Here is a 21,318-nt window from a genome sequence, read left to right as displayed (position 1 = left end):
TCAAGCCGTCTGCCGCGTCGTCCAGTCGCCGAGTTGCGAGCCCGGAATGCGGCGGATGCGCGCCCCGAGCTGCGCGAGCTTCTCCTCGATGCATTCGTAGCCTCGGTCGATATGATAGATGCGATCGATGAGCGTCTCGGATCGCGCCACGAGCCCGGCCAGCACGAGGCTTGCCGAGGCGCGCAGATCGGTGGCCATGACCGGGGCGCCGTGCAGGGCCTTGACCCCGCGCACCACCGCCATATTGCCCTCCATGGCGATATCCGCACCCATCCTCTGCAACTCATGGACGTGCATGAAACGGTTCTCGAACACCGTTTCCACAACCGTGCCGGTGCCCGCGGCAATGGCGTTCAAGACCACGAACTGGGCCTGCATGTCGGTCGGGAACGCCGGGTAGGGCGCGGTGCGCACGTTCACCGCGCGCAATTCGCGTCCCTCCATCGACAATCGCACGAAGTCGGGGCCCGTCTCTATGGCGGCCCCGGCCTCGCGCAACTTGTCGAGCACGGCCTCGAGCAGCGCCGGGCGCGCGCAACGCAGCTTCACCGAGCCGCCGGTCATGGCCGCCGCCACCAGATAGGTGCCGGTCTCTATGCGATCGGGGATGATGTCGTGGCGCGCGCCGTGCAACTCGCTCACGCCCTCCACGGTCAGCACCGCGCTGCCCGCGCCGCTCACGCGCGCACCCATGCGGTTCAGACAGTCGGCGAGATCGATGATCTCGGGCTCGCGCGCGGCGTTCTCGATGACCGTCGTCCCGTCGGCCAGGGTCGCCGCCATCAGCAGGTTCTCGGTCCCCGTCACCGACACCGCATCCATGAAGATGCGCGCCCCCTTCAAGCGCTTCGTGCGCGCGCGGATGTAGCCATCCTCGATGGTGATATCGGCACCCATCGCCTGCAGGCCCTTGATGTGCAGATTGACCGGCCGCGAGCCGATGGCGCAGCCCCCGGGCATGGACACCTCGGCCTCCCCGAAGCGCGCGAGCAGGGGGCCTAGCACCAATATCGACGCGCGCATGGTGCGCACCAGGTCGTAAGGGGCGCGTAGCGTGTGGATGTCCGAGGCATCGGCCTCTATGGTCATGTGTTCATCGACCACAAGCCGCACCCCCATGCGACCGAGAAGCTCCATGGTCGTCGTTATGTCCTGGAGGTGCGGTACATTGCCGATGCGCAGGGGTTCTTTGGTCAGAAGCGAGGCTACGAGCACAGGGAGGGCGGCGTTCTTGGCGCCCGAGATCCGGATCTCGCCGCGCAAGGGCGCGCCCCCATTGACAATGAGCTTATCCACGGTCGCGCCGTCCCCCCATTTTGAGAAAAAATAAGGCCGCCGGCCCGGCGGCCTTATTCCAGCCCTGTCCCGGGTCGCTCAACTCCCGGCGCCCGACACGAGCTTCTGTAATTCCCCTTTCTCGTAGAGCTCGGACATGATGTCGCAACCGCCTATGAACTCGCCACGAATGTAGAGCTGGGGGATGGTCGGCCAGTTGGAGAAGCGCTTGATGCCATCGCGAATCTCCGGATCGGCGAGCACATCTATGCCCTTGAACTGCGCGCCGCAGGCCTTCAGCATCTGCACGGATTTCCCGGAAAAGCCGCACTGAGGAAACTGCGGCGTACCCTTCATGTAGAGAACGATGTCGTTCTCCGTGACCTGCTCCCGAATACGATCTTCAATGCTCATCATCAATCTCCCATCAGACGTGTCCGCCCCGCCCTCACGGTAGGTCGGTCTTCAGCGACAAGGCGTGTATCTGCTCACGCATCCGGTCACCCAGGGCCGCGTACACCAATTGGTGCTGTTGAATCCGGGTCTTACCCTGAAAGGCCGGCGACACCACGGTGGCCTCGAAGTGATGGCCATCGCCGCTCACCCGCGCCTGCGCGTCCGGCAACCCGGCCTCTATGAGGTCCTTGATCTCTTGCGGTGTAATCATGTCGTGATACCGATCCCATCTAACCTTTAAGGATACCCGTCTCCGGGACCACGGGAAAGGGCTAATTCCGCAGGCGGTAGCCCCGCCCGACCAACGCCAGCGCCAGCAGCGACACAAGCGCGCAGAAGCCGGCCACTATGCCAAGACTCAACCCCGGTGGCACATCGGACGTCCCGAAGAACCCATAGCGGAAACCGTCGATCATGTAAAGCAGCGGGTTCAGGCGCGACACCATCTGCCAAAAGGGGGGCAGGTTGCGCAAGGAATAGAAGACGCCGCTTAGAAACGACAACGGCACGACCACGAAATTCTGAAAGCCGGCGAGCTGATCGAAGCGCTCCGCCCACACCCCGGCGATGACCCCAAGGGCACCGAGCGCGGCGCTCCCAAGGACACCAAACAGGATCAGAAACAGCGGATGCCGGACCGGCAGCGCCACGAAAAAGACCGCCGCGACATAGACGCCTACGGCCACGCACAAGGCACGTATCACCGACGCCCCCACGAACGCCAAACAGAACTCCAGGGCCGACAGCGGCGAGAGCAGGATGAAGATGAGATTGCCCGCGATCTTCGACTGGATCAGGCTCGACGAGCTGTTGGCGAACGCGTTCTGGATCATGGACATCATCATGAGGCCCGGGATCAGAAACGCCGCATAAGGCACGCCCGGCAGGATGTCCGGACGCCCCCTGAAGGTGCTGGCAAACACCAGAAGGTAGAGGAGCGCGGTCACCACCGGCGCGAATATGGTCTGGAAAGAGACCTTGTAAAAGCGGAGTAACTCCTTGTAAAACAAGGTCGAAAAGCCGTTCATATCGACATATCCGTAAGGAAAAGGCGCGATGGCCGGGAGGCGGCCACGGTCGGCTCGGCGGTCGCGAGGCCTACACGCGATCCGGTCTCGCCAGACCCCCAGAAGACACCATTGTAGCACGCGCCCCCTCCGTGCCGGGCGGCCGACCCCTTTATCAAGCCCAAGACCCGGCAGCGGTCACCCGCGCGCCCATCAGGACCCCCTTAAGGCCGGCGGGGGTCAGGCGCTCTTTTTCGTGAGTTCCAGAAACACCTCCTCGAGACTTGCCTGCTCGGTCGAGATGTCGGTCACTACAAGGCCCGCGGCGCGTAAGGACTCCAGGACCTCGGGGATGGAGTCGGTGCCCTGCTGCAGGGCAAACTCGAGGATATTGGCCGTGCGCTTGCGTAACTTGGGCGCAAGCCTTGGCGGGAGCGCGGCCGCCGGCTCCGCGGTCGTCACCCGCAAGGTCTTTGACAGTGCCCGGCGCAGCAAGGCCTCCTTGGTATCGAGCGCCGCGATGCGCCCGCCCTGCATGATCGCGATACGCTCGCACAGGGCCTCGGCCTCCTCCAGATAATGCGTGGTCAGCACGATCGTATGGCCCTCGGCGTGCAGGCGCCGTATGAACACCCACAAGGACGCGCGCAGCTCGACATCCACGCCCGCGGTCGGCTCATCAAGGATGACCACCCTCGGCCGATGGACCAGGGCCTGGGCGATCAGGACCCGGCGCTTCATGCCTCCAGAGAGGGTGCGCATGTTGGCATCGCCCTTGTCGGACAGCATGAGCGCCGCGAGCAGCTCCTCGCGCCAGGCCTTGTCCTTGGGCCCCTTGAGCCCGAAATAACCGGCCTGGATCGTCAGCACCTCACGCACCGTGAAAAACGGATCGAAGACCACCTCCTGGGGCACGACGCCGAGCGCCCGCCGGGCCTCCCGGTAGTCGGCGATGACATCGTGTCCGCAGATCGCCGCGCGTCCTTCGTCGGGACGCGTGAGTCCGGCCAGGATATTGATGAGCGTGGATTTTCCGGCACCGTTTGGCCCAAGCAGCCCGAAGAACTCCCCCTGACGGACGGTCAGATCGACCCCGCAGACGGCGTGGACGCGCGCAAAGCGCTTGTGAAGGCCCGCAACCTCGATGGCCGGCCCCGCGCAGGGGACGCTCATGGCGCGTCTTCGAAGACCGGACCCACCCCCGTGACGCGGATCAAGGCCGCGAGGCGCTTGGGGACCTCGGCCAGGGTGAGCCGGAAGCCCTGGGCACGCGCCTGTCGCCGCCACTCGATCAAGAGCGCCAGCGCCACGGAATCGGCCTGCTCGAGCCCGTCGAGCGCCACCGTCGCGGCCCCCGCCACGGGCACGATCCCGGGCGCCTGCAGATCCTCTGGCAAGGGTGCGCCGAAGTGAATGGCGCCCTCCAGGCGGTAACGACCGGGCGCCTGCAGGGTCAGGCGAGCGCTCAAGAGACGCCGCCGTTGGCGCGCTTCAGGCTCGCGATGAGCGCGTTCAGGCCATGCCGGCGGATCTTGCCGCCATAGACCGAGCGATAGTTCGTCACGAGACTCACGTTATCTATGGTCACGTCATAGACCTTCCACCCGGCCTTTTTGTGGACGAACATATAGTCGAGCGGGATGTTCGCGCTGCCATTGTTCTCGAGGATCATGGTCTTGACCATGGCATGCCGGCTTCCGGCGCCGGCACGGTACGGCAGATAGGCGATGCGCTGCCCGGAATAGCTCAACAACGCAGTGGCGTAGGTCCGCACCAGGAGATCGCGGAACTGGGTTGTAAAGGCTGCCCGCTGCGCCGGCGTGGCGGTGCGCCAGTAACGCGCCAGCACCCAGCGGGACATGCGCCGAAAATCGAAATAAGGCACGACCTCTTTGTCGACCATGGCGTACAAGGCGGCCTTGTTGTGGTCATAGACGGCGCGCTTTTGTTCGATCAGGTGCAATATCACATTGGTCTTTTCGTGGACGATCACGTTGGGCGGCGTCGAAGGCGTGATCGCCGCCCACACCCACGCCGGCATAAGGCAACCGAGCAGAATGAGCGCACCGGCATAGCGTCTGGTCAATGTCATTCCATCCCTCTCCCGTTCAGTGTTGGTCAACTATGGCCGGAGGAATGGCCGGCCTTGCTGTAGAGCAGTTGGCTTATGATCTTTTCGAGAATAATCGCAGATTGCGTGATGCGAATTTTACTACCGTTCTTCAGGTAGTGCCGGCTGCCGCCCGGGCTCAGGCTCACGTATTGCTCTCCAAGGAGCCCGGCGGTCTCGATGGACGCACTCGAGTCGCGCGGGAAACGGTACTTCTTTAAAAGATCAAGGGTCACCACCGCCTGATAAGTGGTCGGATTGACCGTGATGCGCGCCACATGTCCGACGCGCACGCCCGCGACCGTCACCGGCGCCTTGGGCTTCAGGCTCCCGATGTCGTTGAAATCGGCGGTGACCGCATAGGTCCCGCCTAAGTTCAGTGCGTGAATATTGCCGACCTTGAGCGCCAGCATGGCGAGGGCCAATAGCCCCGCCACGACGAACAGGCCGACCGCGAACTCCATACTCCTCGCCTGCATATTCATAGCCCTCGCAGCATGAATGCCGTCATGATGAAATCAAGGCCCAGGATCGCGAGCGACGAACTCACCACCGTGCGCGTCGTGGCGCGGCTCACGCCCTCGGAGGTGGGCTTGGCGTCATAGCCCTCGAACACCGCGATCCAACTCACGACAAAACCGAACACAACGCTTTTGACAAGACCGCCCATGATATCGTTCGACACGCTCACGCCGCTTTGCATCTGCGACCAGAAGACCCCCCCATCCAATCCGAGGTCGCCCACCGCCACGATATAGGCCCCGATGACCCCGACGGCGCTGAAGATCATGGCGAGCAGGGGGACCGCAACGCACCCCGCCCAAAACCGCGGGGCCACCACCCGCGACAGCGGGTCGACCGCCATCATCTCCATGCCGGCCAATTGCTCGGTGGCCTTCATGAGCCCGATCTCGGCGGTCAAGGCCGAGCCCGCGCGGCCGGCGAACAACAATGCCGTAAGGACCGGACCCAGCTCGCGTGTAAGCGACAGCGCGACCAGCAATCCGAGGGACGACTGGGCATCGTAACGCACCAGCGTATTGTAACCCTGCAAGGCCAGGATCATGCCGACGAAGGCCCCGGACACCACCACGATGACGAGCGTCAGCACGCCGGTCATGTAGAGCTGCTGGACGATCAGGCGCATGCGCGCCAGGGCCGCGCCCAGGGCCGGCATCAAACGCGCCAGAAAGAGCGTGGCGTGACCCAGACGGCTGACGCCGCTGATGACCCGGCGTCCGAGCCCGCTGATCATATCCACCCCCGAGCTCACGATCGGTCCGCCATCAAGAGATCGTCCAGGTATCGCGACGCCGGATAATGGAAGGCCACCGGGCCATCCGGCAGACCGCCCATGAACTGCCGGACCTCGGGGGCGTCGGTCTTTTTCATATCGGCCGGGGTCCCCTCGGCGATCACCCGCCCTTCGCCCAGGAGATAGATGTAGTCGGCAATCGTACAGGCCTCGACCACGTCGTGGGTGACGATGATGGAGGTCATGCCGAGCGCATCGTTCAGCTCGCGGATGAGCTTTACGATGACGCCCATGGAGATCGGGTCGAGCCCCGTGAACGGCTCGTCATACATGACCATCATCGGGTCAAGCGCGATGGCGCGCGCAAGCGCCACGCGCCGCGACATCCCACCCGACAGTTCGGCGGGAAACAGCTTGCGCGCGCCGCGCAGGCCGACCATCTCGAGCTTCATCAAGACCAGATCATGGATCAGGGTCTCCGGGAGTCGCGTATGCTCGCGCATCGGAAACGCGACATTCTCGTAGACATCGAGATCGGTGAGCAAAGCGCTCGACTGGAACAACATCCCCATGCGCCGGCGCAGCGCGAAGAGCGCCTTGCGAGACAGCGTCCCCACGACCTCGCCGGCTACCGTCACAGTCCCGCGCGCCGGCAGGAGCCGGCCGCCGATGAGGCTAAGAAGCGTCGTCTTGCCCGCCCCACTGCCCCCCATGATGGCGGTCACACCCCCCTTCGCAACCGTGAGATTCAGGCCCTCAAAGATCGGGCGGTCGTCACGATAAAACGCAAGATCGCGCACCGTCACCAGAGGCTCGGTACTCGTCGGTCGGTCCACGGCCCATCCTTAATGTCGTTATAGTGCCTCTTGCCCATCGCGCGGGCCGCACGGCCCGCCCGTCTTACGGCCGCGCCCGCGTCCTCCGGCGCCCACATCGCGGGGGCTCGCACGCCCTTGGCGTGCGCACAAGCATGCCACATCAAGGCCCGCACACGAAACCCCGCGCGTCCGGGGCGCACCGATCGTCCGCGACAGACGGCGGGGCCGGCATGGGCAAACGCGCGCGCCTCCCCTATAATCGGGTCGGCCTCATCAGGCGGAGAGAAAATCGTGAATCGCCGATATCGTCTTGCGGTGCTCGCTATCCTTGTGCTGGCCGCGCCGAGCGCCTTTGCCGAAGACGCCCTGATCCTGACGATCGGGGCCACGCATCTGGCCCACACCCACCAGACGGTGGCCGGTCGCGACAGCGCCTTGAGCACCGCCGGCAACAGAGTCTTCGGAATCGCCTGGGAGAAGCGCTACTATAACGGCATCGCCTATGGGGGCGAACTGCTGCTCTCCAATAACACCATCAGCAACTCTGGCGGCAACGGCGACGTGGCCTCGCGGCTCTTCCTGCTGACCCTCAAAAAATATCACCGGCCGTGGGCGCACGTGTATCCCTATATCGGCGCCGGTGTGGGGCTTGCCGATACGCATGTGAGCGGGGTGGCGGGCGGCACCGGCATAGGTCCGGCCCTTGAGGTCGATGGAGGGGTGGAGCTTGAGTGGGCGCATAGCGTCGGCTTCTATACCGAACTGCGCGGCCTCTATGTCCCGGGCGGCGTCATCTACGGGACGCGCGTCAACATGTCGGGGGTGGGCCTGTATACGGGTGTGAGCCTGCTCTTCTAAAGCCCGGCCTGCGAGCCCATCAGTAGGTCGGCAAGGAGTAACGCCTCATCGAGCCCGGTGAGCGCCGTCGCCGGTTCACAAAAAAAGAGCGCCGAGCCCGCCGGGGCGTCGATCGTGATGAGCCCCCGCAGGGCCGCGCCGAGCGCGCGCCGGTCGATGCGATCAACGAGGCTCACCGCAAACGGACCCGCGGGCGCGCGGGAGGCGTCCGGGCGGCCGCACACCCCGACTCCCAAGGCCGCCAACTCCTCGCGGCACCCCGCCGGGCAGGAGCGCACATCGACGGTCACAGGCAGCGCCCGCGCCAGGGCCGCAAGCGGCTTTCTGTGCGCCGCATCGAGGCGCGAGAGGCGCACCAGGCAGCCGGCCACCAAGGGCGCGGGCCAATGCGCGACCTCCGCCATGCGCGGCAGACTCTTTTCTGGAATCTCCAACACCACACGAAAATCCGCCGGCGCCTCGTCACCGAAGAGCGCGAGTCGCGCCGGGTCCGGGCCCCAGGCCCGCGCGGGCATGAGCAGTGCCGGGTAGCGGTGGCTGTAGAACAGGAAACGCCACTCGCGCGGCAGGTCGTCTGGATAAAACGCGCCTCGCCAGCGGGCGTGTGCGTAGCCGCGCGCGCCAATGAGAAGGGGGGTGGGGGCGTTTGTCATGGGCGCCATGATAACGGCCCCGGCCAAGCGGCACCATCATCGCGCAGGCGAACCCCGCCCCGGCCTGCACCTTCGACCACATCGCCACACCCATCACAAGAACCGCCGCCCCGCGCCCACGGATGACCACGCTTGTGGAGCATATTATTCCAGTTACGTGAAAAGCTCTCCATCAGCCTTCCGGCCGATGGGCGATCGCGACCGTAACGGCCACACTGCCCAGCACGGTGAGACGTGCTCATCCCACAAGGAACGGTATTATGGCCACGAAATCACGTATCGCTCTCTCATTGCTGGCCGCGGCGCTGCTCGCCGCCTGCCAGGGCTCGGGGAGTTCCGGCAACAGTACATCAGCACCGTCGGGCGGCGCCGGTCAGACCACAAGCCCATCGAACCCGCAGGGCACCTCCCCCACCTCCTCGACCGCCCCGACGTTCGGTCAGAGTACGACCGCCCAATCCTCGCTCCTCCTCGTGCCCTCCGGCACCCACAGCCTGACATTCTATCTGCGTAATCCGTGGACCGGGGCCTTGGTCGATCGAGGCTATGTGCCCACGGGGCAGGGACCGGATGCCGTGGCGGTGAGTGCTGACCGCTACGTGTACGTGGCCAACGGCAAGAGCGAGACGGTCTCGGTGGACCGGGGCCTTGGTCGATCGAGGCTATGTGCCCACGGGGCAGGGACCGGATGCCGTGGCGGTGAGTGCTGACCGCTACGTGTACGTGGCCAACGGCAAGAGCGAGACGGTCTCGGCCTATGCCTGGGACAGCCAGACCGACCGCCTGACATCCCTGGGGACCCCCGTGACAAGCGGCGCGCAGCCCACCTCGCTTGCGGTGGTGGGCTCCGACCTCTACGCCCTGAACACCGGCAATGACACCATCACGGCCTTTAGCATCGGCGCCAACGGGACCTTGACTGTGATCGGCGCCACAAGCCCGAGCGCCTCCCTCACAAGCCTCGTGGCCGGTCCCGGCATCCTCTATGGGCTTGGCGCCGACGGCATCACCACCTTCAGCGCCGGCAGCGGGATGCCCGCCAAGCTGCGCCACAAGCCCGAGCGCCTCCCTCACAAGCCTCGTGGCCGGTCCCGGCATCCTCTATGGGCTTGGCGCCGACGGCATCACCACCTTCAGCGCCGGCAGCGGGATGCCCGCCAAGCTCTCCACCACCGCCTTGAGCGGCACCATCGCCGGGGCCGCCGATGGTGCCGGGGATTTGTATGTGCTCACATCGAACGGCGTATATGGCTACACCGTCGCCAGCGGCGGCACGCTCACCGCGCAAAACTCGCAGCCGCTGCCAAGCGGCCTCAGTCCGGTTGGCATAACAGTCACCGGGAACGGACTTGCGATCACCGGGAATGCATCGAGCGGCATCGAGACCGCCTACTATCCGGCAAGCGGTGGGACCATAAGCGGGCCATCCACGACACCCATCGCGGGCCGCGGCACCGCCACCGCGATTACCGCCTCTCCGGGTGGCCATTACGTCTTCGTGAGCAACGGGAGTCGCGCCGATCTGCTAGCCTACGCCCTGTCGCCAGGGGCATCGGGGGCCACCCTGACCTCGAGCGCGGTACTGCGCACCCGGCTTATGCCGGCCGCCGCCCTGAGTGTGCCGGTCACCGTGACCCTGCAGCCCCAGACCCTCTATGTGGTCAACCAGTCCACGACCTCGATCGCCGCCTACCCCATAGAGTCCGGTGGGACGCTCGGGACACCGGCCAGCGCCTACACCTGCAATGCCTGCACCACGAATATCGCCGACCAAGGCCCGAGCGCGGCGGCAATCGCCCCCGACGGCCTGCATCTGTATGCCTCCGATTGGGCCCAAGCCGGCCAGGGCGATGTCACCACCTTCGCCATGACCTCCGCAAACGGCCCCCTGGGCGCACCCAGTTCCATTCCAGCCGGACAAAGCCCGATGGGGGTCGCCGTCGATCCCTCCGGGCGCTACCTCTACGTCGCCAATAGCCACTACGACGACAGCACCGGGCAGAGTACGGGCGGTACCATCGACGGCTACCAGCTGAGCCAAGGCATGCCGAGTCCTTTCAGCACGGGATACCGCACTCAGGTCTACGGCAACTACCCAATGCTGCTTGCCATCGACCCCACGGGCCGCTTCCTCTATTCCTCGGAATTCGCCGGCAGCCTCGTCGATGCCTTCGCCATAAATCCCGATAACGGCAGCCTTACACCGGCGAGCGGGACCCTGGGGATGAGTTCAGCGGCCGCAACCGGCACTAATCCCTGGACGATCGTCATCGGCCCGTCCGGCCGCCATCTCTATGTGTCCGATAACGGCAATGGCGGCTCACAGACCTCGGGGGCGGTCTCGATCTTTTCGATCAATGCCCAAAACGGCACCCTGACCTCGGACAACGGCGTGGCCACCACCGACCTCAAACCCCTCGGGCTCGCCATCGGCCCCAAGGGGCGGCGGCTCTATGTCGCCATGCAAAGCGGGGCGCTGGATGTGTTCGTGCGCCAGAATCCGCAATCGGCCACAGGCACCTGGAACTACACGCCGACTGTCATCAAGGGAAACTTCGCCAACGCCTATGGGCTCGCCTTGAGCGCGGACGGCAAGACCCTCTATGTCCTGGACGACTGCACGGCCCCCAACTACAACAATGGCAGCATCCAGGCCATCTCCATCCCCTCATTCAGCAGCATGACAGGCGCCGGGTATGCGACCATAGGTCAATATGCGACCCATGCCTGCACCGTTCAGGCGGTGGCTGCGGGAGGATTCAACTGATACTCCGCCCCACAAACAACCCCTCAAGCGGAGAGGCACACAACGCCCACCGCTCGAGGGGCTAGGAGGGCACCAAGAACCCGCGGGGCCAAAGATGCACGCCATGATGACCAAAACATATCCGGGATGGTGAGGCCGGTCCTGGGCCGTCATGTTCCGCACACACCTGTCAACTCATCAAGACACGCCGTTCAATGAGAACGAACCGGGCGGAGACCGCTCCCGCGTAATAGGTCCGCGTGCCGCGACCCGATACCGGTTCTCCGGTCGATAGCCATGCCAGCGGAGCGCCGCGAGCGATAAGGCGCGCGCGGCGTTGTAAGCGGGATCGAAGCGGCCCTCCAGGGCCAGGGCCGGATTATCCGCATCCCTGAGTCGCACCCGGCCCGAACGGACCGCACCGTCGAACTCCGCTTGCGCTGGCGGTTCGGTCTTGAGTTGGCCGACGCGAACAAGATTATCGAGCGGCAAGGAGCTCATCGTCATCACCGACCAGCAAGACCGTGTCGCCCGCCAACACCTTTGTGAGAAACGGGTGGCCACTCTCCCGACGATGGTGGAACTCCGCCCCGGCATACAAAGTCGGGCTGACACGCCGGCCCAGTTGTTGCTCGGCGAGCGCCAGCGGCTCATAAACCAGCTCCAACGCCGGGATGTCCGGTACGATCAATAGATCGATGTCGCTGTACGCCGTGTCTTTGCGCTTCGCGATCGATCCATACACCAGCGCCAGCCGCACCTTGTCCCCGAGCGGCACCAGCGCCCCGCGCAATACTTCCGCCGAGCCAAGGGTCTTGACCACAATGCCCCGCAGTTCCTCGTAGATCGGCGAGCTAAGGTTGGCTTGGCAATGCTTCTGGTTCCCGATGCGCGCCACCATAACCAACGCGCTCTCCACCAGGCGTCGGATCTCACGCCGCACGGCGCCCGATCCGGCGCCGACCAGGCCTATGATCTCAGTAGTGAAGAAACTCCGTTCGGGCTGACCAAAGAGGAGCGCCAACACGCGCCGCTGCGTCATCGAAAACAACGCGTCGGCGAGGCTTGTCGCCCGCAGCGCAGGCTTGTGTCGCATGGTGGCACTCGGTCTCGACGGCCTGGCTGGCCACGCATACCCATTTTACGTATCTCAATACCCGTTTCGGGTACCTTGCAATCCCCTTTTTGCATCCATTGCATGTTAGCCGGGCAACCCGCCGCAACCCTCGATCGGTGCCGACCTGCGGCCATTAAAGACGCCGGTTGCCGAAACCGCGCACATGACGTATATTGATGGCAAGCTACATAATGAGCTACGGAAATGACTACCGTTTCCCTTCGTCTCCCAGAGAGCCTTATCAAGGAAGCCGACAAGCGTGCCCGGGAGTTGCGCATCCCGCGCGCGGAGTACATTCGCCGCGCCATAGTCACGCTCAATAACCAGCTCAGCACTGAACAGCGCCGTCGGCGCATGATGGAGGTTTCCCGGCGAGTATGTGGCGAGAGCATGCGCGTCAACGCCGAATTTGACGTCATCGAAGACGCACCGGATGCGTAAGCGCGGCAGTGTCTGGCTCGCCAATCTCAATCCGGGACGTGGCACCGAACCGGGCAAGATACACCCAGTTCTGATCGTCCAAAGCCAAGCATTGCTGGATGCCGAGCACCCCTCCACGCTTGTTATTCCCTTAACCACCCGCCTTACCGACAACGCGGAGCCCTTACGCCTGCGTCTGCCGGCACAAGGCCGGCTGAAGAGGGACTCTGATCTGCTCCTAGACCAGCTTCGCGCCATCGACAATCGCCGCCTGACTGAGGGTCCGCTCTTGCAGTGTGCCCCTGAGTTCCTGGCGCGGGTGGATACCGCGCTGACCGAAGTGCTGGATCTTTTGCCTGTAGTCGCCTGAGCGCGCCTGTTTATTCGGAGGACTTGACCTACGGTTCCGGCCAGCGCTCATATCCCGACGATGTATACTCGCTGCGGGCGGTGTGCCGCCCTCTGGTAAGTTCCGGCCAGCGCTCATATCCCGACGATGTATACTCAGTGCCGGGGGCGCTGCGCTCGATCTCAAGTTCCGGCCAGCGCTCATATCCCGACGATGTATACTACATCCCCCCAGTGCATGTAGTAAGAGTAGGTTCCGGCCAGCGCTCATATCCCGACGATGTATACTCTGCTTTCGCAGGAGATGCTCCCCGCGGCGGTTCCGGCCAGCGCTCATATCCCGACGATGTATACTCTTCGTGATTGGCAAACGCCTTAGCGTTGAGTTCCGGCCAGCGCTCATATCCCGACGATGTATACTTTACCGGATGCATAGTTTTTTTGCCTTATTGTAGCCGCAGCCAACCCAGGACATTCCACGAAGACCGACCACTTATTGATGGTCGACGCTATAGCCATAAGATCTGCCTCGAATTTTACGGGGGACCAGGACTCATAGGTGCGCTACTTTTTCTCTGTCGAACGGTCCGGGTGCGCGGCTGGCCAATGACTCAGGGCTTTTGAGGCGATGGCCAGCCTAGCAACGCGGAACTTTAACTGGCGGTCATGGTTTCAGATGGTTTATGGCCGCTCGGCGGAGGTTGACCGTAGCTCCGTCGCGAAGCCACCAGGAGCGAGGTGCAATTACCAGCCTATGCGACGTGTGGGCGGCACCGCCTGGTCCTGAAATCGCCAAAGACCGGCCCCGTAGGTCCACGAAGTTCGACCTAATCGGATGTTACGGCGTGCGTCGACCTGCCGGCGCCCCCCAATTACAATGGGCACCTAAGGGGCCTCCAGGGCTTCGGAGGACCGATGGAATTCGACCTTTTCTATGAGTTGGCGGTGCCGGATTTCGCGGGGCGCAGCGAGCGGCAGGTGTATGAAGAAACATTGGAAGAGATCGCCCTGGCCGATGGCCTGGGGTTCGGGACCGCATGGCTCACCGAGCACCACTTCATGCCGCAATATGCGCATGGCTCGGCCCCCGACCTGTTCCTGGCGGCCGCCGCAGAGAGGACCCGGCGTATCCGCCTGGGTCATGGCATTGTGCCGCTCCCCTACCATCACCCGCTGCAGGTGGCCGAACGCGCCGCGACCCTCGACATCTTGTCCGGGGGACGGCTTGAGCTTGGCATCGGCCGGGGATTCTCGCCGAAGGAGTACGAGACCTTCGGGGTGCGCACCGAGGATAGCCGCGGTCTGGTCGATGAGGGCCTGGAGATCCTGATCAAGGCGCTGACCGAATCCGGGCCCATCGGTTTCGAGGGGCGCCACTTCCGGTTTGCGGACATCGCCGTGCGCCCGCGCCCACTCCAGAAGCCCCATCCACCCTTGTGGATGGCGGCGGTGAGCCCGGAGAGCTTCGAGCTTGCGGCGCGCCTGGGTCTCGGGGTGCTGGCCGGGCCCTTCAAGCCGTGGTTCATGGTCAAGGAAGACATCCGCCGGTATCGGGCGGCCTATGCCCGGCATCATGGGGAGAACCCCGCGCGAGCGCCGCGCGTGGGCATGACCCTCGGGATCTTTTGTCTCACGGACGGCGGGCAGGCGCGGGCCATAGCGCGCACCAACATCACGTGGTTTTATCGAGAGCTGTTGCGCCTGACCGCCCCCCTGCTGTCGCGCCTTCAGGACGGCTACGAGTACTACCGGCGCTTCGGGGCATTGGCGCCGCTCTTGAAGGGGGGCGTGAACCTCCCCATCCTCGAACGCCTCGGCATGGTGGTGGCGGGCGACCCGGAGCATTGCCGCAAGCGGCTACGGACCTACGCCGAGGCCGGCGTCGATCATCTGCTGTGCGCGGTGGGCGCCGGGGCAAGTCCCACCGATCAGAATCGTCAGGCGCTCACGCTCTTGAGCGAGCAGGTCCTGCCGGCCTTTTCCTCGTGCGCGTCCTGATCACGGGCGCCGCGGGCTGCCTCGGGCAGGCCCTCGTCCCGCTGTTGTTGGACGACCCGCGCATCACCGAACTCATCCTTCACGACCGGCGGCCCATCCTTGGTGATCACCCGAAACTTCGGACATTGTGTGGCGATATCCGCGATTGTGCCCTGGGTCATGCGCTCAAGGACGCCGATGCCGTGGTGCACATGGCGTTCGTGGTCATCGAGGGCGATCTCGGGCGCGAACGGCATAACCGGGCCTTGGCGCACGCCATCAACGTGGACGGGACCAAGGCCCTGGTCGACGCGCTTGACCCCGGGGCGCGCCTGATCCATCTCTCGAGCGCCTCGGTGTACGGCACGAGTCGTGAGCCGGTCACGGAAGGCGCGAGGCTAAACCCCCTGCCCGGCTTTCATTATGCCGAGGACAAGGTGCGAGCCGAGGAGGTCGTGATCGCCGCCGCCAAAGGGGGGCTCCATGCGCTACGGCTGCGCCCGCATATCATTCTCGGGACGCATGCCCAGCCCTTCCTGCGGGCGGTGCTGCGCCTGCCCTTCTATCCGCGTCTGCCGCCCCCGGCCCCACCCCTGCAGGTCGTCCACGAATGGGATGTGGCCGCGGCCATCCGTGCGGCGCTATTCTCGCCGGCGACAGGCGCCATCAACCTCGCCTGCGAGGATTCACTCTCATTCGAGGGCATGCAGAGGTCTCTGCACCGTTTCGTGCTCGGCGTGAACCCCCGACTGGCGCAGGCGGCGGCGCGCATGGCCTTCCACTACCTGGGCGTCGGCCCGGACCCGGCGTGGAGCGCCGGTCTCGATCGGCCGCTGGTCCTCGATAGCACCCGCGCGCGCGAGACGCTCGGCTGGCAGCCGCGCTTCCCGCGCGTCGCAGACGTACTCGCCGATACCTTCCGGCGGCCGCTCCTAGACGGCACAGGCGCTGCGACGCGGTCGTAGGCGAAGGGGCGAGACCGGCCTTATTCGCCGAGATTCAAGAGACGCCCATGGATGCGGGCATCACGGAAGGTGCGCAGAAAGACCGCCAGACCAAGCCCCAGATAGACGACATTGATCGCCGCTGCCTTCCACAGCGCGCCGTACAAGACCACGTGATGGAACATGAGCGCACGCATGGCCATGAACACATAGGCCGCGGGCAGGCCGTGGGCCACGACCTGCAGCGCCTGCGGGAGGACCGAGATCGGGTAATAGATGCCGCTCAACGGCGCGATCGCGAAGATCGCCGCCCACGCCAGATTCTCCGCCCCCAATCCGTAGCGCAGCACGAGCCCGGCTACGACCAGCCCGATCGACCAGCCCATGACGATCAGATTCATGAAGAGCGCGGCGAGCACGACGCCCATCTCCCAGATCGGGAAATGGTAGAACCAGTAGGCAAACAGTGCCGCCATGCCGCTCCCCACGAGCGTGCGCAGCAGACTTATGGTAAAGAGTGCGCCGGCGAGCTCGTAGGCCCGCAGGGGGCTCGCGAACAGATGTCCCAAGTTGCGCGAATAGAGTTCCTCGAAAAACACCACCGACACCCCGAGCTGGCCGCGAAACATGACGTCCCACAGCAAGGCCGCAGCCAGGAGCACGCCCGAGGCCTGTGCCAGGTAGCTGCTGTGGTGGACGAGGTACTCGCTCAGAAAACCCCACAGCACGATCTGCATGGTCGGCCAGTAGGCGAGCTCGATGATGCGCGGCCACGACCCCTTCAAAAGATAGACGTAGCGCTCGATCATGGCGCCGATCCGCCGGAGACTGCCCATCATCCTCTCGCTCATAGCTGTGACCGCCCACGCGCCATGTCCAGGAACACCTCCTCCAGACTCTCGCGACCATACTTCCCGACGAGATCGGCCGGCGCCCCGCGATCGAAGATCCGCCCATGGCGCAGCATGATCACCTCGTGGCACAAGCGCTCGACCTCGAGCATGTTGTGCGAGGCCAGGACCACACCGGCGCCGCTCGCCTCCTGGTAATCGCGCAGATAGGTCCGCAGGCGATCGGCGGTGTCCGGATCGAGGGATGCGGTGGGCTCATCCAGCAGCAGCAGCCGGGGGCGGTTGATGAGCGCCTTGGCGAGCGAGGCGCGCGTCTTCTGGCCGGCGGACAGCCGCCCGTAGGGGCGATCCAGCAGCCCCGTGAGGTCCAGGTCCCGGGCGAGTTCGTCGATACGCGCGCGCGCATGGCGCACGCCGTAGAGCCCGGCATAGACACGCAGGTTCTGATAGACCGTGAGCCTATGCGGCAGATCGACGTAGGGCGAGGAGAAGTTGATCCACGGCAGCACCCGGTAACGATGGCGCAGGAGGTCCTCGCCCAACACCCGGATCGATCCGCTGGACGGCAGCAAGAGACCCATGAGCATCGCGAGCGTCGTGGTCTTGCCGGCACCGTTGCCGCCCAGGAGACCCAGCACCCGACCGCTCGCAAGATCGAAGCTCAAGGACGCGACGGCGGTGACCGTCCCGTAGCGCTTGCAAAGATCGGTCACCGAAACGGCGGATTCGGTCAATGGTTTGGATCCAGGGCCTGGGACAGCGCCAGGAGGCGGCGGCCGGCGGCGGTGTCGGCGCGCGCGGCGGCGGTCACCGCCTCATGGTAACCCGCCAGAAACGCCGGCAGGGCCTGCGCCACGAGCGGCTTGCGCAGCCGCGAGACGGCGGCCAGATCCCAGTGCGCGGCAAGCCCTCGATGGGGCGCGGCACTGCATACCCGCGCCGCCCATACTGCGCCATTGGGGCCTTCTTCGTGGGCGCGGACCGCCAGACAAAAGGCCTCCCGCCCGGCGCCGATCCCGACGAACGGTCCACGGTACTCGACCCCGAGGGCCGGCGCGAGCTGCGACAGGATATGGCTTAAGCGCGCCAGGGCGTCGTCCAGGGTCCGGTCCGGCCGCCGCTTGGGATCCCGGGCCTGGTCGCGCAACACGATGAGAAAAGATTCCACGGTACCCCCCGATGCAGCGCGCCATTATAGTCTTTTGGCGGCCGATTGGGGATCGGGACGGCTTTATTCGCTATACTGCCGCCAATGGCACGCCACAACCCCTTACGACTCGACCCGGACCGGGATTCTCTGATCGCCCTCGGCCAGCGGGTGCTTGCGCTCGAGGCCGAGACCCTGTCGTCTTTGGCCTGCGATCTCGAGGCGTCCTTCGCCGAGGCCTGCCGGCTGCTGTTCGCCTGCAAGGGGCGCGTGGTCGTGGTCGGCATGGGCAAATCAGGGCATATCGGCGGCAAGATCGCCGCGACCCTCGCGAGCACCGGTACGCCGGCGTTCTTCGTGCATCCCGGCGAGGCGAGCCATGGCGATCTCGGCATGATCACCCCCGAGGATGTGGTGCTGGCGATCTCGCATTCCGGGGAGACCGCCGAGATCCTGACGATATTACCGATCATAAAGCGCATGGGCGTCCGGCTTCTGGCGTTGACCGGCGCCCCGGGATCGAGCCTTGCCCTTCAGGCCGATGTCCACCTGCCGGTACCGGTCGCCAAGGAGGCCTGCCCGCTGGATCTCGCGCCGACTGCCAGCACCACCGCGGCCTTGGCCATGGGGGATGCGCTTGCCATCGCCCTCTACGAGACGCGCGGCTTCACGCCCGAGGACTTCGCGCGCTCGCACCCCGGCGGCCGTCTCGGCCGGCGTCTGCTCGTCTACATCGCCGACATCATGCACACCGGTGAGCGGATACCCAAGGTACCGGCGCGCGCGTCGCTGCCCGAGGCCCTCATCGAAATGAGTAGCAAGGGGCTTGGCATGACCGCGGTGGTCGATGCCGGTGAACGGCTGTGCGGCATCTTCACCGACGGTGATCTGCGCCGCGCCTTGAATCGCGGCGTGGATGTCTATAAGGCGCGCATCGATGAGGTCATGACCCGCGATCCCAAGACCGCGTCCGCCGACCATCTGGCCGCGGAACTCGTCCCCCTGCTGCGCACCCATAACATCAGCGGCCTGTTCGTCGTCGATGACGACCATAGGATCGTAGGCGCCCTCAACATGCATGACCTCCTGCGGGCGGGCGTGGTATGACCGGACAACGCGATCCGGGCGCCGTGGAGATCATGGTGACGGCCAAGGCCGTCCGCCTATTGCTTCTGGATGTCGACGGAGTGCTCACCGACGGACGGCTTTTCTTAAGCGACTCCGGCGAGGAGTTCAAGGCCTTCCATAGCCGCGACGGGCATGGCATCAAGATGCTGATGGCCACCGGGGTCGGCGTGGGGCTCGTCACCGGCCGGCGCTCGCAAGTCGTGCAACGGCGCGCCGACGACCTCGGCATCACACTTGTCGTGCAGGGCTGCCGCGACAAGCGCGCGGCGGTCAAGAGGCTGCTTTTGGAACAACGAGTGGCGGCCCACGAAGCTGCGTTCATGGGCGACGATGTCATAGACCTGCCGGCCATGGAGTCCGTGGGTCTGGCGGTGGCCGTGGCCGACGCCCATCCGCTGGTACGCGCGCGCGCGCGGTGGGTCACGGAACACAATGGAGGCCAGGGAGCGGTGCGTGAGGTCTGTGAACTCGTGATGCGCGCCCAAGGCACGCTCGATGGACAGCTCGGGTGCGCCTATCAAGGGGAGTGCTCATGGGCCGGTGGCTGAGCCGCTTTCTGCTGCTGGCCGGCCTCCTGCTGTTCTCGGGGCTGTTCTGGTGGCTCCCGGAGGCGCTCGTGGGTCCGGCTTTGACCCTGACCCGGGTGGCGCCGGCGCGCCCCGATTACTACATCGACCACGCCGAACTCACGGCCATGAACCGCCATGGCCGGCCGCGCTTCATACTGACTGCTGAACGGCTGATCCATTTCTCGCGGGGCAAGCGCACCCTGCTGATCGAGCCGCACCTCACCCAGTTCGGCCGGCATGCGATCACCACCACCATCGCACGCAAGGGTTATGTATCCCCGCACGGGCATGTGCTGACCATGCGCGGCCATGTGCGCGTATTTCGCGGCAAGACCACACAGCTCGGCCCGACCGTGGTCCATACCCACACCCTGACCGTCCACCTCACCACATCATGACAAGACGGCTCGCGGCCCTATTCGCGCTCTGCCTCCTAGCCCCCGGGGCCTATGCGCGCACCCATCAATTGGCGCAGCCCTTGAGCGTGCGCGCGGACAATATTCAGGTGGACGAACGCACCGGCATGAGCGTGTACATAGGTCATGTGCGCATCGTCCAGGATGGACTTACGATACATGCCGACCGTGTGCGCGTGCACTCGCTGCATGGCCATGTCCTGTCGATCCACGCGCGCGGCACACCCCTGCACATGGAGGACCAGAAGACCGGCGGGCTGCCGCTCTTTGGGACCGCGCTCACCCTGGATTTCGCGGCGGCGCCCGACGAGGTGACCTTGATCGGGCATGTGGTCTTTCACCAGGGGGTCAACGTCCTGCACGGGCATATCGTCCACTACTATGTCCGGTCACAGCGTATAACGGCCCTGCGTGGCGTGCATAAGCGGGTGCGGGCCCGGGTCGTACCCCATAGCCGCGCGCCGCACGCGGGGGGCGGGCATTGAGCACGCTCGCCGCCATGCACCTGTCCAAGGCCTACAAGAAACGTCAGGTCGTGAAGGATGTGAGCCTCACGGTGACGGCCGGCGAGGTGGTCGGGCTCCTGGGGCCCAACGGTGCCGGCAAGACGACATGCTTTTATATGATGATCGGGCTGGTCCACAAGGATCAGGGGCGCATCCTCCTGGACGATGCCGATATCGGGGATGCCCCCATGCACAAGCGCGCCAAGCTCGGGGTCGGCTATCTCCCGCAAGAGGCCTCGGTCTTCCGGAAACTGAGCGTCGAAGAGAACATCCTGGCGATACTGGAGACTATCGAGGGCCTCGATGCCGCCGCCCGTAAGGCGCGGCTCGAGGAGCTGCTCGCGGACCTGCATATCGCCGACCGGCGCAAGACGCTTGGCATGAGCCTGTCGGGTGGCGAGCGCCGCCGCGTCGAGATCGCCCGCGCGCTCGCCACCAAACCGCGCTTCATGCTCCTGGACGAGCCGTTCGCCGGTGTCGACCCGATCTCGGTCATCGACATCCAGAAACACATCTCCCACCTGCGCAGCCTTGGTATCGGCGTTTTGATCACCGACCACAATGTCCGCGAGACCCTGAAGATCTGCGACCGGGCCTACATCATCAACGACGGCCATGTCCTGGCCTCGGGGGACCCGGCGTCCGTGCTCGCCGATCCCGATGTCCGGCGCGTCTATCTCGGCGAGAATTTCGTGCTCTAACCCCGGTTTCTGGAAA

Annotated in this window: 28 protein-coding genes and 1 CRISPR repeat array; of the genes, 12 read left to right on the top strand and 16 right to left on the bottom strand. The window is 65.0% G+C overall.

What is annotated here, in order from left to right; all coding sequences use genetic code 11:
- The 10 genes from murA to C4901_RS03090 all read right to left on the bottom strand — a co-directional run bounded on the left by murA (position 1) and on the right by C4901_RS03090 (position 6,939).
- Complete coding sequence (murA, locus tag C4901_RS03135; RefSeq protein ID WP_110136091.1) at positions 1-1,296, bottom strand: UDP-N-acetylglucosamine 1-carboxyvinyltransferase; 1,296 nt, start codon at positions 1,294-1,296, stop codon at positions 1-3.
- A gap of 78 nt (positions 1,297-1,374) precedes the next feature.
- Positions 1,375-1,689 carry a Grx4 family monothiol glutaredoxin gene (grxD, locus tag C4901_RS03130; protein WP_110138500.1) on the bottom strand — a complete coding sequence of 105 codons (315 nt, stop codon included), beginning with the start codon at positions 1,687-1,689 and terminating at the stop codon, positions 1,375-1,377.
- A 34-nt stretch (positions 1,690-1,723) separates the two neighbouring features.
- Complete coding sequence (locus C4901_RS03125; RefSeq protein ID WP_110136090.1) at positions 1,724-1,942, bottom strand: BolA family protein; 219 nt, start codon at positions 1,940-1,942, stop codon at positions 1,724-1,726.
- A gap of 61 nt (positions 1,943-2,003) precedes the next feature.
- Entirely contained in the window at positions 2,004-2,759 is a 756-nt protein-coding gene (locus tag C4901_RS03120; RefSeq protein ID WP_110136089.1) for an ABC transporter permease, read from the bottom strand.
- 219 nt (positions 2,760-2,978) lie between these two features.
- Positions 2,979-3,911: an ABC transporter ATP-binding protein gene (locus C4901_RS03115; RefSeq protein WP_110136088.1), complete on the bottom strand. Its 933-nt coding sequence runs from the start codon at positions 3,909-3,911 to the stop codon at positions 2,979-2,981.
- Positions 3,908-4,207 carry a lipid asymmetry maintenance protein MlaB gene (locus tag C4901_RS03110; protein ID WP_110136087.1) on the bottom strand — a complete coding sequence of 100 codons (300 nt, stop codon included), beginning with the start codon at positions 4,205-4,207 and terminating at the stop codon, positions 3,908-3,910. Before C4901_RS03110 ends, C4901_RS03115 begins: the two co-directional genes overlap by 4 nt.
- Positions 4,204-4,830 carry a phospholipid-binding protein MlaC gene (locus C4901_RS03105; protein ID WP_110136086.1) on the bottom strand — a complete coding sequence of 209 codons (627 nt, stop codon included), beginning with the start codon at positions 4,828-4,830 and terminating at the stop codon, positions 4,204-4,206. The genes C4901_RS03110 and C4901_RS03105 overlap by 4 nt, the downstream gene beginning before the upstream one ends.
- A 26-nt stretch (positions 4,831-4,856) precedes the next feature.
- The gene (gene mlaD / locus C4901_RS03100; RefSeq protein ID WP_240611817.1) at positions 4,857-5,312 is read right to left on the bottom strand and encodes an outer membrane lipid asymmetry maintenance protein MlaD; all 456 of its coding nucleotides are present in this window, start codon (positions 5,310-5,312) and stop codon (positions 4,857-4,859) included.
- Positions 5,313-5,329: 17 nt separating this feature from the next.
- On the bottom strand, positions 5,330-6,103 hold the full coding sequence (mlaE, locus tag C4901_RS03095) for a lipid asymmetry maintenance ABC transporter permease subunit MlaE (protein WP_110138499.1): 774 nt from the start codon (positions 6,101-6,103) through the stop codon (positions 5,330-5,332).
- Between the two features lie 14 nt (positions 6,104-6,117).
- Complete coding sequence (locus C4901_RS03090) at positions 6,118-6,939, bottom strand: ABC transporter ATP-binding protein (RefSeq protein WP_240611816.1); 822 nt, start codon at positions 6,937-6,939, stop codon at positions 6,118-6,120.
- Positions 6,940-7,212: 273 nt separating this feature from the next.
- Between C4901_RS03090 and C4901_RS03085 the strand changes: the two genes are divergently transcribed.
- Complete coding sequence (locus C4901_RS03085; RefSeq protein WP_110136084.1) at positions 7,213-7,779, top strand: hypothetical protein; 567 nt, start codon at positions 7,213-7,215, stop codon at positions 7,777-7,779.
- On the opposite strand, the gene C4901_RS03080 is transcribed toward C4901_RS03085, so the two are convergent.
- Complete coding sequence (locus C4901_RS03080) at positions 7,776-8,432, bottom strand: hypothetical protein (protein ID WP_145960602.1); 657 nt, start codon at positions 8,430-8,432, stop codon at positions 7,776-7,778. The genes C4901_RS03085 and C4901_RS03080 overlap by 4 nt on opposite strands.
- Positions 8,433-8,692: 260 nt before the next feature.
- Here C4901_RS03080 and C4901_RS18380 point away from each other — a divergent pair, with 260 nt between their 5' ends.
- Entirely contained in the window at positions 8,693-9,142 is a 450-nt protein-coding gene (locus tag C4901_RS18380) for a hypothetical protein (protein ID WP_110136082.1), read from the top strand.
- 371 nt (positions 9,143-9,513) lie between these two features.
- The gene (locus C4901_RS03070) at positions 9,514-11,199 is read left to right on the top strand and encodes a beta-propeller fold lactonase family protein (protein WP_168185517.1); all 1,686 of its coding nucleotides are present in this window, start codon (positions 9,514-9,516) and stop codon (positions 11,197-11,199) included.
- A 177-nt stretch (positions 11,200-11,376) separates the two neighbouring features.
- Here C4901_RS03070 and C4901_RS03065 read toward each other — a convergent pair whose 3' ends face one another.
- Both C4901_RS03065 and C4901_RS03060 read right to left on the bottom strand, forming a co-directional pair.
- Entirely contained in the window at positions 11,377-11,670 is a 294-nt protein-coding gene (locus C4901_RS03065) for a hypothetical protein (protein WP_110136080.1), read from the bottom strand.
- On the bottom strand, positions 11,657-12,274 hold the full coding sequence (locus tag C4901_RS03060; RefSeq protein WP_110136079.1) for a nucleotidyltransferase domain-containing protein: 618 nt from the start codon (positions 12,272-12,274) through the stop codon (positions 11,657-11,659). The genes C4901_RS03065 and C4901_RS03060 overlap by 14 nt, the downstream gene beginning before the upstream one ends.
- Before the next feature lie 225 nt (positions 12,275-12,499).
- Here C4901_RS03060 and C4901_RS03055 point away from each other — a divergent pair, with 225 nt between their 5' ends.
- The 4 genes from C4901_RS03055 to C4901_RS17470 all read left to right on the top strand — a co-directional run bounded on the left by C4901_RS03055 (position 12,500) and on the right by C4901_RS17470 (position 16,005).
- Entirely contained in the window at positions 12,500-12,736 is a 237-nt protein-coding gene (locus tag C4901_RS03055) for a ribbon-helix-helix protein, CopG family (protein ID WP_110136078.1), read from the top strand.
- Positions 12,729-13,085 carry a type II toxin-antitoxin system PemK/MazF family toxin gene (locus C4901_RS03050; RefSeq protein WP_110136077.1) on the top strand — a complete coding sequence of 119 codons (357 nt, stop codon included), beginning with the start codon at positions 12,729-12,731 and terminating at the stop codon, positions 13,083-13,085. The genes C4901_RS03055 and C4901_RS03050 overlap by 8 nt, the downstream gene beginning before the upstream one ends.
- Positions 13,086-13,118: 33 nt before the next feature.
- Positions 13,119-13,484: direct repeats of the CRISPR family, unit length 36 nt; unit sequence GTTCCGGCCAGCGCTCATATCCCGACGATGTATACT.
- A gap of 494 nt (positions 13,485-13,978) precedes the next feature.
- Entirely contained in the window at positions 13,979-15,061 is a 1,083-nt protein-coding gene (locus C4901_RS17475) for an LLM class flavin-dependent oxidoreductase (protein ID WP_168185516.1), read from the top strand.
- A complete protein-coding gene (locus C4901_RS17470) occupies positions 15,049-16,005 on the top strand; it encodes an NAD-dependent epimerase/dehydratase family protein (RefSeq protein WP_168185515.1) in 957 nt (318 codons plus the stop codon). The genes C4901_RS17475 and C4901_RS17470 overlap by 13 nt, the downstream gene beginning before the upstream one ends.
- Positions 16,006-16,025: 20 nt before the next feature.
- Here the strand turns inward: C4901_RS17470 and C4901_RS03035 are convergent, their stop codons facing one another.
- The 3 genes from C4901_RS03035 to C4901_RS03025 are packed head-to-tail and all read right to left on the bottom strand — an operon-like array spanning position 16,026 to position 18,003.
- Complete coding sequence (locus tag C4901_RS03035; protein ID WP_110136074.1) at positions 16,026-16,835, bottom strand: ABC transporter permease; 810 nt, start codon at positions 16,833-16,835, stop codon at positions 16,026-16,028.
- Positions 16,832-17,569, bottom strand: a complete 738-nt coding sequence (locus C4901_RS03030) for an ABC transporter ATP-binding protein (RefSeq protein WP_110136073.1) — start codon at positions 17,567-17,569, stop codon at positions 16,832-16,834. Before C4901_RS03030 ends, C4901_RS03035 begins: the two co-directional genes overlap by 4 nt.
- Positions 17,566-18,003 carry a hypothetical protein gene (locus C4901_RS03025; protein WP_110136072.1) on the bottom strand — a complete coding sequence of 146 codons (438 nt, stop codon included), beginning with the start codon at positions 18,001-18,003 and terminating at the stop codon, positions 17,566-17,568. The genes C4901_RS03030 and C4901_RS03025 overlap by 4 nt, the downstream gene beginning before the upstream one ends.
- An 84-nt stretch (positions 18,004-18,087) precedes the next feature.
- Between C4901_RS03025 and C4901_RS03020 the strand changes: the two genes are divergently transcribed.
- Genes C4901_RS03020 through lptB form a run of 5 tightly spaced genes read left to right on the top strand, consistent with a single transcriptional unit; the run spans position 18,088 to position 21,302 of the window.
- A complete protein-coding gene (locus C4901_RS03020) occupies positions 18,088-19,089 on the top strand; it encodes a KpsF/GutQ family sugar-phosphate isomerase (protein WP_110136071.1) in 1,002 nt (333 codons plus the stop codon).
- Positions 19,086-19,658 (top strand): 3-deoxy-manno-octulosonate-8-phosphatase KdsC, encoded by a 573-nt coding sequence (gene kdsC, locus C4901_RS03015; RefSeq protein WP_240611815.1) that lies wholly within the window; start codon positions 19,086-19,088, stop codon positions 19,656-19,658. Before C4901_RS03020 ends, kdsC begins: the two co-directional genes overlap by 4 nt.
- Positions 19,643-20,077 (top strand): LPS export ABC transporter periplasmic protein LptC, encoded by a 435-nt coding sequence (gene lptC / locus C4901_RS03010; RefSeq protein ID WP_110136070.1) that lies wholly within the window; start codon positions 19,643-19,645, stop codon positions 20,075-20,077. The genes kdsC and lptC overlap by 16 nt, the downstream gene beginning before the upstream one ends.
- The gene (gene lptA, locus C4901_RS03005; RefSeq protein WP_110136069.1) at positions 20,074-20,580 is read left to right on the top strand and encodes a lipopolysaccharide transport periplasmic protein LptA; all 507 of its coding nucleotides are present in this window, start codon (positions 20,074-20,076) and stop codon (positions 20,578-20,580) included. The genes lptC and lptA overlap by 4 nt, the downstream gene beginning before the upstream one ends.
- Entirely contained in the window at positions 20,577-21,302 is a 726-nt protein-coding gene (lptB, locus tag C4901_RS03000) for an LPS export ABC transporter ATP-binding protein (RefSeq protein ID WP_110136068.1), read from the top strand. Before lptA ends, lptB begins: the two co-directional genes overlap by 4 nt.
- Positions 21,303-21,318 lie beyond the last annotated feature (16 nt).

Source organism: Acidiferrobacter sp. SPIII_3, from assembly GCF_003184265.1.
GTDB lineage: Bacteria > Pseudomonadota > Gammaproteobacteria > Acidiferrobacterales > Acidiferrobacteraceae > Acidiferrobacter.
Note: the sequence above shows the minus strand (reverse complement) of the source record. Positions and strands in the feature narration are given on the sequence as shown.